The sequence below is a fragment of the Sphingomonas sp. genome (assembly GCF_035758555.1).
GTDB lineage: Bacteria > Pseudomonadota > Alphaproteobacteria > Sphingomonadales > Sphingomonadaceae > Sphingomonas_B.
On sequence record NZ_DASTXI010000192.1, the window covers coordinates 1 to 13,873 of the forward strand.

Consider the following 13,873-nt stretch of genomic DNA (forward strand, 5'->3'; position numbering starts at 1 on the left):
CCCAGAAGGCCAAGCTGGAGAAGCTCGGCGCGGTCGTCGTGTTCAGCGATGTCGGCAACGGATCGAGCCTCGATGGCCGCGATCAACTGGAAGCCGCGATCCGGCTGCTCGACAAGGGCGACATCCTGATGGCGCTCCACCCCGACCGTCTCGCCCGCGATACCGCCGACCTGCTCAGCATCGCCAAGCGGATCGTTGCCAAAGGCGCAGTGCTGCACATCGACGATCCGAAAATCATTTTCGACGGCACCGACATGATGGCCGAGGTCATGCTCACCATCCTCGGCATGGTCGGCATGATGGAGAAGCACTTCATCAAGGCGCGCCAGCGGCGCGGCATCGAGGCCGCCAAGCAGCGTGGGGTGTATAAGGGCCGTCCTGCCTCGATCAGCCCCGCAGAGGTGCGCCAGCTTCGTTCTGAGGGCCTTGGAGCAACCGAGATCGCCAAGCGCCTCAACATCGGTCGGGCGAGCGTCTATAGGGCTCTGGCGGCCTGAAATGCCGCTCTGGCTGATCGCGCTCCTCGTCCATAGCTGGTGGATCATCCCCGTGCTCGGGCTGATCTACGTGACCTTTCGAGATCAGATCAGGGACGCGCGCGAGCACAATGAGCCGGTCTCGTCCGTCTTCCTAAATGCGGGCTCCGGCCTGCTCGCCCTTATCGTCAAAGGCGTCGTGATCGTCGCAGCCTTGGCCATCGTGGTGATCGTCGGCTCCTTCATCGCCCACATCTTCTCAGGATCGAGCTACGGTCCCGATTACGACGCTTGGAGACGATGACCGCCGCTTGACCTATACGGCGGCAAAGGCCCACCTGCCGCGTCCCACATCGTCGAGGTGAGCATGCCCGAACGCTTCGAAAACCCAGCGCGAACCGATGCTCGCGACGATGAGAGTCCTCTCCTGGCACCATTTGTTCTTCCGGCAACGTCCGGAATCGTCCGGCAAGCGGCTGGTTTTCCAGCACTTTTTAGTGATCTCGAGCGGCGCAAGGCCGCAAAGAATGCCCTGGAAGCTTGGTGACCGGGATGGCCCGCACATCCGCCCGAGTGGCGCGTGAGATGGGCGTCGAGTTCGATGTCGCCGATCCTCCTCCATCACTCGTCGCCGACGCCGACGCTTGGGGGCGTCATGCGCCGCTTCGCTGCGGCGCTCCCCGTCTGATCCATAGCTGGCCCGTCCCGGGCCGAGCCAGTCGAACGAGAATCTGCCTAACCGTCATCGCATTGGGACCTGGATTGACATTTCTGAGTGCGAGCGCTTTGCCCGCAGAGCAGACGCTGGAGCATGGGGCCCGCGATCGGCAGCGATGGCGCAGAGCCGCCATTACTCCTGCTTATACCAACGGGATGACGTTGCGGTTCGCGTCGCCTCCGAGCTGATCGACCCAGCGTCGCGCACTTGCTGAGTTCAGGCGGTCTCGGGCGATGATGAGTTGTTGGATCTGGCTGGTTCCCTCGTAGATTCGGAACAGCCGGACGTCGCGATAGAAGCGCTCGATGCCGTGATCGGCGATATAGCCGGCGCCGCCATGGATCTGGACGGCACGATCGGCGACGCGGCCCACCATTTCCGATGCGAAATATTTGGCCGAGGAGACCAGCGCGGGCGCGGCCGCCTGTTCGTCGAAACGCGCGGCGGCGTCGAGAACCAGCGCACGCGCCGCGAGCGACTCCGCGACGCTGTCCGCGATCATCGCCTGGATGAGCTGGAACTCGGCGATCGGCCGGCCGAACTGCCGACGCTCGGACGCATAGGCGATTGAATCCTCGATCAGCCGTTCGGCGGTGCCGCAACATAAGGCCGCGATATGGATGCGCCCGCGCGCAAGCACGTCCATCGCAATGCCGAATCCTTCGCCTTCCTCGCCGAGCCGGTTGTCGAGCGGCACCGCAACGTCCTCCAAGAAGACCGGACAGACCCGCGCGCCCTGCTGGCCCATCTTCTTTTCCGGGCGGCCGACCGTCAGTCCGGCGCTCTCGCGCGGCACCAGGAACACGCTGAGGCCGGAGGCGCGCGGGCGGTCCGGGTCGGTCCGCGCGACGACGGTGAACAGGCTGGCCCGATCTGCATTGGTGATGAAGATCTTCTGCCCGCTGAGCCGATAACCCTGGCCATCCCTAATCGCGCGCGTCTGCACCGCAGCGGCGTCGGAGCCGGCACCGGGCTCGGTCAGCGCGAAGGCCGTCACCAGCTCGCCCGTCGCAATGCGGGGGAGCCACGTCTGCTTCTGCTTTTCGGTTCCGCACCGGATCAGCGCCTGGCTGCCGATCCCGACATTAGTACCGAAGGCGGAGCGAAAGGCGGGACTGGTCCGGCCAAACTCGAGAATAAGGCGGCATTCCTCGGCCATCGACAGGCCGAGCCCGCCATAGACTTCCGGGATCGACAGGCCGAACAGCCCCAGCGCCCGCATCTCGTCGAGGATTGCGGACGGGATCTCATCCTTCTCGCTGACCTCGGCTTCGAGAGGGCGCAGTCGTTCGTCGACGAAGCGGCGGACATGGGAAAGCAGGTCTTCGAGGACCATAGGATCGAGCGGCATCGCGTTCTCCGTCGTCTCAGTCGTCGGACGGGCCGGTAAAGCGCGGATCGCGCTTTTCCCGGATCGCGGCGAGGCCTTCGTGCACGTCGGGCCCAGAGAAGCCGAGAAACTCCGCGGCGAGCGACGCTTCGAACGCCGGCCCGGCCATGCGCAGCCAGTGATTGAGGCTCTGCTTGGTCCAGCGGATCGCGGTCGCCGAACCCGTCGCGAGGCGATGGGCGGCCTCGCGCGCGCGGGCTAGTAATTCATCGTCCTCGACGCAGAGCGCGACCAGGCCGATTTCCGCGGCCGTCGCGCCGTCGAGCCGCTCGCACAACAGCAAATAATAGCGCGCCCGGGCGAGGCCGCAGAGGATCGGCCAGGCCAGCACGGCATGGTCGCCGGCTGCCACGCCGAGCTTCGTATGGCCATCGATGAAGCGCGCCGAACGCCCCGCGATCGAAATGTCAGTCAGCAGCGCGAGCGCCAGCCCCGCGCCGACCGCGACGCCGTTAATCGCCGATACCGTCGGCTTGCTACAGTTGACGATATTGTAGACGAGGTCGCGCGCTTCCCTGAACCCCCGCGCCCGCGCCTCGAAATCGATTGCGAGCTGCTCGACCCAGGCGAGGTCTCCGCCTGCGGAGAACGCGCGTCCCTCGGCCCGGAGCAGCACGGCGCGAACGCGCGGATCGGCGTCGACGTCGCGCCAGACATTCGCCAGCGCCCTGTGCAGGGCGCCATCGACCGCGTTCAGCTTCGCCGCATCGTTTAGGACCAGTTCGAGCACGCCATGCTCGTCGAGGATGGGGTGCAGTTCGGGATATCGTTCTTCAATCATCGGAACCCTCTTGCCAATCGATCGATCGATCGATACCAATAGCGCCAATGCTGGATTTGACGAGAGGGAAAATGCACGGAACCGCGCCCGGCAGGAAGGAAGACGAAGAGCAGCCGCTCCTCGTCAGCCGGGCGTCGCCGGGAATCGCGGTGCTGACGCTCGCGCGCCCGCGCGTGCACAATGCGCTGAACATGGCGCTCCTCGATGCATTGCTGGCCGAAGTGCGCGGCGCTGCCGCGGACCCGGACCTGCGCGCGCTGGTCCTGACCGGGACGGGCGCGAGCTTCTGCAGCGGCGACGATCTCGCCGGCCTCAGGGCATCGGGATCGGCGGAGTTCGAGCGGGTGCTCGATGCATTGCAGAGCCTTACTCTCGCGCTGGTCGACTGTCCGAAGCCGGTGATCGCTGCGCTCAATGGTCCGGCTTATGGTGCCGGCCTTGAGCTTGTGCTCGCTTGCGACGTGCGGCTGGCGACGCCCTTCTTTGCCGCGGCAACGCCGGAAGTGCGGCTGGGGCTGGTCGCGACGAACGGCGCGACGGTGCTGCTGCCGCATTTGATCGGACCCTCGCGCGCGCGCCGGATGCTGCTCGACGGGGAGCCTCGCCCGGTCGAATGGTGCCTGCGCGCTGGCCTGGTCGATGCGCTCATCGCACCCGAGCGGCTGGTGGACGAAGCAGTTGCTTGCGCAGCGGTCTTGTCGAGCGGAGCGCCCGGCGCGATCGCGGCGACACGCGCGATGATGAACGCCCCGCTTCGCGATGCCCTGCAGCAGGCGCTCGCGTGTGAAAAACGGACCTGTCTCGAGGCGCGGCAGTCGCCGGACTGCGAAGAAGGCGTTCGCGCGTTTTTCGAACGCCGCCAGCCCCGATGGGGCGACGCATGACGGCTCCCCGCAGCCTGCCGGAGCTGTTGGCGCGGCGCGCGGCCGAGCATCCGGATCGGATCGCCATCCGGTGCGAAGAAGAGGCGGTCACTTATAGGGAGCTCGAAGAGCGGTCTGGCCGGATCGCCAACGGACTGGTCGCGCTAGGCGTATCCGCAGGCGATCCAGTCTGCGTGCTGCTGGAGACCAGCTCGGACTATGTCGCAACGTGGCTGGCGATCAATCGGATCGGTGCGGTCGAAGTGCCGATCAACGCGGGATTTCGCGGCGCGGCCCTGGCCCATGCGCTCGCGCTGACCGGTGCGCGGCTGTTGATACTCGATGCCGTTTTCCTCGACGCAGTCGCGGAGGTTCTCGCCGACGCGCCGAACGTCAGGCATGCAGTGCTGCGAGGCGATCCCGCGGGCGGCTCGGCGCTGCCGCTTCCCACCAGCGGGTTCGACGCGTTCCTCGACGAGGGCGCGGAGGCGCCGGCGATCATCCCGGTCGATCCGTACGACACGGCGATGCTGCTGTTCACGTCCGGCAGCACCGGGCCGAGCAAGGGGTGCTGCATCCCGCACAGCTACATAATCGGCCAGCCTGCGATCTTCTGCCGTGAACTCGGCATCGGGCCGGACGACACGCTGTATGCGCCATTTCCGCTGTTCCATGCGGACGGCGCGATTTTCACGGCCGCCGCCGCGATCACTGCCGGCGGCTGTGCGGCGCTGGCTGCCCGCTTCTCGGTCTCCCGCTTCTGGGACGATTGCCGGCGCCATGGCGCCACGGTCATCGACTATATGGGGGCGACGCTGACGCTGCTGTTCCGCGCGCCCCCGACCCCGCGCGACCGCGACCACAAGGTCAGGCTGGCCTGGGGCGTGCCGGCGCCGGTCTTCGCCGACGCGTTCGAGGAGCGGTTCGGCCTCGAACTGGTCGAGGTTTACGGCCTCAGCGACGCTGGCATCGTCCTCTACAACCCGCCGGGCGAACCCCGCCGGAAGGGAAGCTGCGGTCGCGCGGTGGCTCCGTTCACGGTCGAGGTGCACGACCCCGAAGGCCGGCCGATGCCGAACGGCGAGATCGGCGAGATCGTGATCCGGAGCAGCGAGCCGGGTCTCATCACGGCCGGTTATTATGGCGACGAAGCCGCGACTGCCGGCGCATTCCGGAACGGCTGGCTCCGCACCGGCGACCTCGCCCGCCGCGACGCCGACGGCTATTTCCATTTCGTCGGTCGCCTGAAGGATATCATCCGCCGCCGCGGCGAGAACATTTCCGCATTCGACATCGAGCAGGTGCTGGGCAGCCATCCCGATATTCTGGAAGTGGCGGCTTACGGCGTGCCGAGCGAGCTGACGGAAGACGACGTGATGGTCACCGCAGTGCCCCGGCCGGGCGCTCGCGTCGACCATGAAGCGGTCCGCAACTGGGCGGCACGGCAACTCGCCCGCCACATGGTCCCTCGTTACGTCCGGCTCGCTGAAGCCATCCCGCGAACACCCACCGAAAAGGTCGCGAAGCATGTCCTCGCTGCCGAGGGCGTGACCGGCGACACCGTCGATTTCGAGCCATCCGAGGTGCGTATGAGAGGGGCAGGATGACCCAATCCATTGAAGGGGGAGGGCTGCTTTCGGGCCGCACGGCCGTGGTGACCGGCGGGGCCAAGGGCATCGGCGCGGCCATCGTCGCAGCACTGACCGCGCGCGGCGCAAAGGTGTTCGTGATCGACCGCGATCGGGTGCCGGCGTCGGTGCCCTGCGCCGGCTCCGCGGCGGCCGACATTGGCGACTATGATGCCGTGACCGCCGCTCTCGGCCGGGCGGATGCGGAGCTTGGCCCGATCGAACTGCTCGTCAACAATGCCGGCTGGGACCGCGTGCAGCCGTTTCTGGAAAACGAACCCGGCCTTTGGGACGTCCTGCTGCGCATCAACATGCTGGGCGTCATCAACGTCACGCATGCCGCGCTCAAGCGGATGCAGCCGCGCGCGTCCGGCCGGATCGTCAACATCGCCAGCGATGCAGGTCGGGTCGGGTCGTCCGGCGAGACCGTTTACGCGGCCTGCAAGGGCGGCACGATTGCCTTCACCAAGTCGATCGCTCGCGAAGTCGCGCGTTTCGGCATCCTGGCCAACTGCGTCTGTCCAGGGCCGACCGCGACCCCGCTGCTCGCCGAAATGCGATCCGAGGAGGATGTGGACCGGTTGATGGAATCGATCGTGCGCGCGACGCCGCTGCGCAAGCTCGCCACGCCGGAAGACGTGGCGGCCGCCGTTCTCTATTTCGCCGAAGAGCCGGGCCATGTGACCGGCCAGGTGCTGAGCGTCAGCGGCGGGCTGACGATGGCCGGATGATGGCACAGTCAGCCCCCCTCCGCGCCGACGCCTTCACGATCAACGAAGCCCGGCTTGTTGCGACGCTGGTCGACCTGATCGGCATTCCCAGCGTCAACCCCTTCGGCGAGCCGGTGAGCGGGGCCGAGCAGGGCGAAGTCCGCGCTGCCGGCTATGTCGCTGATCGCCTGCGCCGCCTCGGCTGGACGGCGCGCATAGACGAGTTCGAGCCGGGTCGCGCGAACGTGATATGTGAGCGGCCCGCCGGCACCGAGGGGCGTGCGGGCCTGATGTTCGCCGGTCACCTCGATACCGTGCAGGTCGACGGCTACGACCGGCCGTACCATGCGCAGGTGCGGGACGGCCGGGTTCATGGCCGGGGCGCCTGCGACATGAAGGCGGCGATCGCCTGCTACATCGAGGTGGCCGAGATCCTGTCCCAGGCAGGCGTCGAGCTCGCCGGGCCGCTGATGATCGCGGGTGTGGCCGACGAGGAATTCTGCCAGCAGGGCGCGAAGGCCCTGCACCCGTCGCTGCCCGATCTGGAGCTGGTCGTGATCGGCGAGCCGACCGAGCTTCGCATCTGCACGGCCGCCAAGGGTCTTGCCGCCTATACGCTGACGGTCGAGGGGCAAGCGACCCATGGCAGCGTGCCAGGTGCGGGCCGTAACGCGATCCTGCGGACCGGCGAGCTGCTCGGCGCATTCGTGCGCCACGCCGACACGCTGGCCGACGCGCCGCACCCGCTGCTGGGGCCGGGCGTCGTCAATGTCGGCACCATCGAAGGCGGGCTGAAGCCGAACATCGTGCCGTCCTGCTGCCGGGTCGGGCTGAGCCGCAGGCTGTTGCCGGGCGAGACGGCAGAAAGCGCGCACGCCCGTCTTGCGGAGGAGATCGGGGCGGGCGCCGGGGAAGCGCGCGATTGGGACCTGTCGCCGGCCTGGTGGACCGTGGAGCCTTACGAAAACGCGCAACAGGACATCGTTTCAGCTTTCCGGGCTGCAGCATCAGTGGCTGGCCTTCCCGACACGCGCATTACCGGTTTTCCGGCGAGCTCGGATGCCGCCTATTTCGGTCCGCCGGTGGTGATCTGCGGGCCCGGCTCGCTCGACCAGGCCCACAGCCTGGACGAATGGGTTCCCATCGAGCAGATGATCGCGGCGACGCAGACCTATCTGCAACTCGTGCTCGACCGGCTTGCCTCGCGCGAATGAAGCCGGGCGTCCGTCTTGTCCTGACGCTCGCAAGCTGCCTCGGCCTTGCCGGGTGCAGCGTGCAGCAGGGCGGGAGCGCCGCCGGGCAAGGCGTTTTCGCCGTCTCGTTGAGCGGCGATCCGGGCGCTCTTGATCCGCACAAGGCGGCGACGTTCGCGCCGGCGTTCCTGCTTGCCTTCGCCTATGAGGGGCTGCTCGCGCGCGATGCCGCAGGGCGGCTCGTTCCCAATCTTGCAGAAAGCTGGCGCCAGACCGGCCGCTCCGTGACGTTCACGCTGCGGCCCGGCATCACCTGCGCGGACGGGACGCCGCTCACCACCGACGATGTCGCCGACAATTACCGCTTCGTTCTCGATCGGCGCAACGGTTCGCCCCAGCTCGGCCCCGGCGGCGTTCCGCCAGGCAGCCGCGTCCGCGCGGATCGCGCGCGGCGCCAGCTGACGATCGAGGCGCCGTCGCCGCTCAGCTTTCTTGCCGAAACGACCGGTGCGCTGCCGATCGTGTGCCGGGCCGGGTTGCGCGACCGTAGCCGGCTCGTCCGCGAAACCCTCGGCACTGGGTTGTACCAACTCGCCCGATCGGTGCCGAACAGCCATTACGACCTAGCGCGCCGGGCTGGCTATCGCTGGGGCGCGGACGGCACGCGGTCCGACAGCCAAGGCCTGCCGGCGCGCGTCGTGGTGCGGATCATTTCCAACCCCTCGACCGCGGCCAACCTGCTGCTGGCAGGCGAGCTGACTGCGGCGGCGGTCAGCGGCCCGGATCGGCGGCGGCTGACTGCTGCCGGCTTCCACCCGATCGGCAGCCGCGCGCCGGCGATCCAGATGTGGTTCAACCAGGCCCCTGGTCGAGTGGCCACGGACGAGCGCGTGCGCCGGGCGCTCGCGATGGCAGTCGACCCGAAGTGGATCGGACGGATCGCGATGGCAGGCGCGGACATGTCGCCTGTCCGGCTCTCGGGCGCGGCGCCGATGAGCTGCCCGCAAAGCATCATGAGCCCGACCGTCCTTGGCTTCGACCCCGCGGCCGCCAATCGCCTGCTCGACCAGGCAGGCTGGCGGCGCGGCGCGGACGGCATCCGCAGCCGCGACGGCCGGCGCCTGACGCTGCGCCTCGTCTGGGATCATGACCTGAACGACCCGACATCGTCCGCCTATGCGGCCGAATATGCGAGCGCGCAGTGGCGCGCGGTCGGCGCTGAAGTGCGCTCGCGCGGCGTCAGCGGCGCCGAGGTGGGCGACGTGCTGTTCGGGACCGGCGACTATGACATCAGCTGGGTTCCGATCGTCGTGTCGATGCCCAGCCGCTTCCTGCTGTTCGCTTCGGGGGATGCACCGCCCAAGGGGCTCAATTTTCCCCATGCCGGCGATCCGGGGCTGGCCGAGCGGATCGCGCAGGCGAACCAGGTGTCTGGGGCGGACTCGTGCCCGCTCTGGAACGCGATCGAGCGCAGCTATCTTGATCGCGCGGCGGTGCTGCCGATCGTCGACAGCGACAATGCGCTGCTGACCAGGAACGCGCGCTTCCGCATGAACGGCCTGCTGATCGCGCCGACCTCGATCAGGATCGACGGATGATCGGGCTATGGAGGTCAGTGACGGGGCCCACCGTTCGCTTCCTCGCCTCGGCCGCGGCGCTGCTGGTCCTGTCGTTCCTGCTGATCCGGCTGGTTCCGGGCGATCCGGTCCGGGCCTCGCTCGGCCTGACCGCGCCCGTCGAGCTGGTCACGGCGCGCCGCGCGGCTTTGGGGCTCGATCGGCCGATTCCGGAGCAGCTGGCGCATTATGTCGGCGCTCTCGCGCGCGGCGACATGGGCCTGTCGTTCATGTCGCAACTGCCGGTCGTCGACATCATCGCCCAGCGCCTGCCGAACACGGTACGGCTGGCCGTGCTGGCGCTCGCATGCGCGTTCCTGGGCGGCACGGCGGCCGGGCTGGCCGCCGCGGTCTCGCGCACCAGGAGCGCCGTCGCCGACCGAGTCTTCGTCGGTGCGACCGGCCTGCTCAGCACAGTGCCGGAGTTCGTGACCGCCGTGCTGTCTACTGCCGTCTTCGCGGTGGCGCTGCACTGGCTGCCGGTGGCCGGCATGACCGGACCTGCCTCGTTCGTGCTTCCCGTCTTCGCGCTGGCATTGGCGCCCGCGGCCGCATTGGCGCGGATCGTGCGGGTCGAAGCGATCCGCATGCTGGCCCAGGATTATATGCTCGCTGCCCGGGCCAAGCGGCTGAGCCGCTGGCGGCGCTACCTGGTCCATGCGCTGCCCAACTGCATGACCGCGACGCTAACGGCGGCGGGGCTGATCTTCGCTGGCCTGCTGACCGGCACGGTGCTGGTCGAGAACGTCTTTGCCTGGCCCGGCATCGGTTCGACTTTGGTGTTGTCGATTCTGCAGAAGGATTTCCCGCTGACCCAGGGGCTGATCCTCACCTTCGGGCTGCTGGTGCTGCTGACCAATCTCGCGATCGATCTGCTGATCGCGCTGATCGACCCGCGGACGGGCTTGCGGCGATGAAGCGCGGGGCCGGACGTGCCTGTGCGCTTGCCGCCGGCGCCGCGTTGATCGTGATCGCGATCCTTGCGCCCATCCTGTGGGCCGAGCAGGCCTCGGCAATCCAGCCGGAGCAGGCGCTGCTCACGCCCGGCTTGCGGCACTGGTTCGGCACGGACGAGCTTGGCCGCGACGTGCTCCTCCGCGTGCTCGTCGGCACGCGCCTGTCGCTCGGCATCGGCACGCTTGCGGCGCTCATCGGGGCCGCGGCCGGAATCCTGCTCGGCACCTTGCCGGTGCTGATCGGCGGGCGTGGAGGCAAGGCGATTGCGGCCGTGATCAACACGCTGCTTGCCTTTCCCGCGCTGCTCCTCGCGCTCTTCGTCGCGGCCGTGCTCGGTGCGGGCGCCGGCAGCGCGCTGTTCGCGATCGCGCTGGCGCTGACGCCGATCTTCGCCCGCCTGACCTACACGCTCGCCGGCGGGATTGCCGTTGCCGACTATGTCGCGGCCGCGCGGATGCTCGGCGCCGGGCCTGCCGAAATCCTGGTGCGGCACCTCGTGCCCAACATCGCCGGCCCGCTGCTGGTCACGCTTCTAATGAGCATCGGCGGCGCGATCCTGGTCTTGTCGGGCCTGTCCTTCCTCGGGCTTGGCGTGCAACTGCCGGATTACGACTGGGGCAGCTTGCTGAACCAGGGATTCAGTCGCATCTATATCAGCCCGACGGCATCGATCGCGCCGGCTGCGGCGATCATGGCGGCGGGGGTAATCATGGCCGCGTTGGGGGAGTCGCTGGCGTCAGACCTGGACGGCGCGCAGCCGGCGTCGCGAAGACGTCCCGCTCTCCCGACGGACACATCCGCCAGCCGAAGCTCCGAGGCAGTGCTGGACATCCAGGGGCTGACGATCGGCTTCGGCCGCGATCCGGTCGTGCACAATCTTTCCCTGACCATCCGTCCCGGCGAACGGGTGGGCCTGGTCGGCGAATCCGGCTCCGGCAAGACGATGACGGCGCGCGCCTGCGCAGGCCTGCTGCCGAATGCAGCCTGGTGGACTGCCCGGCACGCCGAGTTTCTCGGCCAGCCGATCGCCCCAGCGGGCCCTGCGGCGCAGCGGACGTTCGGGTGCCATCTGGCTTTCGTGTTCCAGGACCCCGCGAGCGCCTTCAACCCGGTGCTCAGGATCGGCACGCAGCTCGTCGAAGGCGCGCTGGAACATGCCGGGATCGGACGCGGCGCGGCGCGGGAACGGGCGCGGCAGCGACTCGAGACGGTCGGGATCGACGCGCCCGAGGCCAGAATGCGCGCCTATCCGCACCAATTTTCCGGCGGCATGCTGCAGCGCGCGGCGATCGCGTCCGGCCTGATGGTCGCGCCGAAACTGCTGATTGCCGACGAGCCGACGACCGCGCTTGACGTGACCGTGCAGGCGCGCGTGCTCGCCGAGATCGACCGGATCTGCGAAGAGCAGCATCTGGCGCTCCTGCTGGTCTCCCACGACCTCGCGGTAGTTTCCCAGCTCTGCGACCGCGTGCTGGTTATGAAAAAGGGCAGGGTGGTCGAAGAACTGCCCGTCTCTGCGCTCTCTCAGGCGGCGCATCCCTATACGCGCTCCCTGATCGCCAGCATCGTCGAGCTGGACGCGGACCGCTCCCGTCCGCTGGTGGCAGGGGCCGTGCAATGAGCGCGATCCGGGCCGAGGGCGTCAGGGCGCGTTACGGTCGCCAGGAGGTGCTGCACGGGCTGGACTTCGCGGTGCCGACGGGCGGATCGCTCGGAATCGTCGGGGAATCGGGCAGCGGCAAATCGACACTCGGCCGATTGATCGCTGGTCTTGTGCGCCCTTCGGCCGGTCACATCCTGATCGGTGGAAAACCAGCCGCCACGTCGAGATCAGTGCAGTTGATCTTCCAGAGCCCGGCCGGCGCGCTCAACCCGCGAAGGAGCTGCGGCGCCTCGGTCGCGGAGGCGTTGCAGCCGCGTTTCGGCCTCCGGTCCACTGCTGCGGATGTTCGGGATTGGTTCGAATTGGCCGCGCTCGATCCCGCGCTGATGGAGCGCCGGCCGGCACAGCTTTCCGGCGGTCAGAAGCAGCGGGTCGCCATCGCCCGGGCGCTGGCCGCCCGCCCACGCGTGCTGGTCGCAGACGAGATCACCTCGGCGCTCGATCTTTCGGTCCAGGCCTCGATCCTCAACCTGCTGCGCAGCTTGCGTGATCGGTTCGGCTTCACGCTGATCTTCATCTCGCATGACCTGCCAGTGGTCCGGTATCTCTGCGACGACATTGCAGTGATGTGCGGCGGCCGGATCGTCGAGGCCGGTGCGGCGGAGGAGATCACGCGCGCGCCGGCCGACCCCTATACGCAAGCGCTTTTCGAGGCGGTGCCGCGTCTTGCCCTCCCGTCCCCCGTTCAAACCTGCGAGGTGTCATGACGACGACCGATCCCCGCCCGCCGCTGCCCGCGACCGGTCGCGACCTGCTGATCCCGCTGTCCGGCGGGACTCGCCTGGCCGCGCACCTGTCGCTGCCGCCGGGCGAGGGCCCCTTTCCGCTGCTCGCCAGCTTCTATCCTTACCGCAAGGACGATTTTATCGGCGCCAGCTGCGCCTTTCCGCGAAGCTATTTCGAAGGAGCCGGCTATGCGACGCTGCTGGTCGACGTCCGCGGTTACGGCGCGTCGGATGGGCCGAGCCTCGATGCCTGGGACCCGCAGGAAGCGCGGGACGGCGCGGAAGTCGTCGAATGGACTGCGCGCCAATCCTGGTGCGATGGGGCGGTCGGCATCTGGGGCACCTCCTATGGCGGCGCACAGGCCTTGGGCATCGCGGCGGAGCGCCCACCCGGCCTGAAGGCGATCGCCAGCATCTATGGCGCCGCCGATATATACGAGGACTTCGTTTATCCCGGCGGCTGCCCCAACGGCTTGGGTGCCTCGGCATGGTCGGCGTTCGTGCTGGCGCTGGAACTCGCGCCGCCGGGCAAGGCCGACCCGGACGGGCATTGGCGGGACGCCTGGCGCAGTCGCCTGGAGCGGCTGGACAGCGGCAGCATCTCCTCGCTGATCTGGCCCGCGCACCCGACGAAGGACGATTATTGGCAGCGGCGCGTGATCGCTGTCGAGCAGATCGAAGCGCCAAGCTTCTTCATGTCCGGCTGGCGCGACTTGCTGTGTCGGGGCACGCTCGACGCCTATCGGCGCTGCCGGGCGCCGAAGCAGCTGCTGGCCGGACCATGGTCGCACGCCGCGCCCGATTCGTCCGCCATTGCGCCCTATGATTGGCTGCTCGACATCCGGCACTGGTTCGACCGCTGGCTGAAAGGCGAGGATGTGCCCGCCCGTCCACCCGTCGTCTATCAGGTGCAGGGCAGGGACGGTTGGCGCGGCGCGCAGCATTGGCCGCCGGAGGGAGTCGACCGACGGGAGGAAGTTGCGCGGTTCGACCAGCCGGTGCCCGTCGAGCAGCTGGCGGGGGTGGAAGCGGGCCTTTGGTATCCGATGGGTGTGGCCTTCCCGGATGTGCTCCATCAGGAAAAGGACGATGCGCGCGCGCTCTGTGTAACGTCGGAGCCGTTGGCCGAGGAGATGACGATCCTTGGCGAGCC

The 13,873-nt window shown here is 68.2% G+C and carries 13 protein-coding genes; 11 read left to right on the forward strand and 2 right to left on the reverse strand.

Annotation, left to right across the window (positions count from 1 at the left end; translation table 11 throughout):
- Both VFT73_RS11415 and VFT73_RS11420 read left to right on the forward strand, forming a co-directional pair.
- Nucleotides 1-497, forward strand: a 497-nt coding sequence (locus VFT73_RS11415; protein WP_326411117.1) for a recombinase family protein, incomplete at its 5' end; no start/stop codon positions are given.
- 1 nt (nt 498) lies between these two features.
- Nucleotides 499-780, forward strand: coding sequence for a hypothetical protein (locus tag VFT73_RS11420; RefSeq protein ID WP_326411120.1), 282 nt, complete (start codon nt 499-501; stop codon nt 778-780).
- A gap of 556 nt (nt 781-1,336) precedes the next feature.
- On the opposite strand, the gene VFT73_RS11425 is transcribed toward VFT73_RS11420, so the two are convergent.
- Entirely contained in the window at nt 1,337-2,545 is a 1,209-nt protein-coding gene (locus VFT73_RS11425) for an acyl-CoA dehydrogenase family protein (protein WP_326411122.1), read from the reverse strand.
- A 16-nt stretch (nt 2,546-2,561) separates the two neighbouring features.
- A complete protein-coding gene (locus VFT73_RS11430; RefSeq protein WP_326411124.1) occupies nt 2,562-3,365 on the reverse strand; it encodes an enoyl-CoA hydratase/isomerase family protein in 804 nt (267 codons plus the stop codon).
- 71 nt (nt 3,366-3,436) lie between these two features.
- Between VFT73_RS11430 and VFT73_RS11435 the strand changes: the two genes are divergently transcribed.
- From VFT73_RS11435 to VFT73_RS11475, 9 genes are all read left to right on the forward strand, one after another.
- The gene (locus VFT73_RS11435) at nt 3,437-4,249 is read left to right on the forward strand and encodes an enoyl-CoA hydratase/isomerase family protein (RefSeq protein WP_326411126.1); all 813 of its coding nucleotides are present in this window, start codon (nt 3,437-3,439) and stop codon (nt 4,247-4,249) included.
- Entirely contained in the window at nt 4,246-5,835 is a 1,590-nt protein-coding gene (locus tag VFT73_RS11440; RefSeq protein ID WP_326411128.1) for an AMP-binding protein, read from the forward strand. The genes VFT73_RS11435 and VFT73_RS11440 overlap by 4 nt, the downstream gene beginning before the upstream one ends.
- Nucleotides 5,832-6,587: an SDR family NAD(P)-dependent oxidoreductase gene (locus VFT73_RS11445; RefSeq protein ID WP_326411130.1), complete on the forward strand. Its 756-nt coding sequence runs from the start codon at nt 5,832-5,834 to the stop codon at nt 6,585-6,587. The genes VFT73_RS11440 and VFT73_RS11445 overlap by 4 nt, the downstream gene beginning before the upstream one ends.
- Nucleotides 6,587-7,780, forward strand: a complete 1,194-nt coding sequence (locus VFT73_RS11450) for a M20 family metallopeptidase (RefSeq protein ID WP_326411132.1) — start codon at nt 6,587-6,589, stop codon at nt 7,778-7,780. The genes VFT73_RS11445 and VFT73_RS11450 overlap by 1 nt, the downstream gene beginning before the upstream one ends.
- The gene (locus VFT73_RS11455) at nt 7,777-9,357 is read left to right on the forward strand and encodes an ABC transporter substrate-binding protein (protein WP_326411135.1); all 1,581 of its coding nucleotides are present in this window, start codon (nt 7,777-7,779) and stop codon (nt 9,355-9,357) included. Before VFT73_RS11450 ends, VFT73_RS11455 begins: the two co-directional genes overlap by 4 nt.
- 17 nt (nt 9,358-9,374) lie before the next feature.
- A complete protein-coding gene (locus VFT73_RS11460) occupies nt 9,375-10,292 on the forward strand; it encodes an ABC transporter permease (RefSeq protein WP_326411138.1) in 918 nt (305 codons plus the stop codon).
- Nucleotides 10,289-11,953 carry a dipeptide/oligopeptide/nickel ABC transporter permease/ATP-binding protein gene (locus tag VFT73_RS11465; protein WP_326411140.1) on the forward strand — a complete coding sequence of 555 codons (1,665 nt, stop codon included), beginning with the start codon at nt 10,289-10,291 and terminating at the stop codon, nt 11,951-11,953. The genes VFT73_RS11460 and VFT73_RS11465 overlap by 4 nt, the downstream gene beginning before the upstream one ends.
- Nucleotides 11,950-12,702 carry an ABC transporter ATP-binding protein gene (locus VFT73_RS11470; protein WP_326411142.1) on the forward strand — a complete coding sequence of 251 codons (753 nt, stop codon included), beginning with the start codon at nt 11,950-11,952 and terminating at the stop codon, nt 12,700-12,702. Before VFT73_RS11465 ends, VFT73_RS11470 begins: the two co-directional genes overlap by 4 nt.
- Nucleotides 12,699-13,873, forward strand: a 1,175-nt coding sequence (locus tag VFT73_RS11475; protein ID WP_326411145.1) for a CocE/NonD family hydrolase, incomplete at its 3' end; no start/stop codon positions are given. The genes VFT73_RS11470 and VFT73_RS11475, both read left to right, overlap by 4 nt.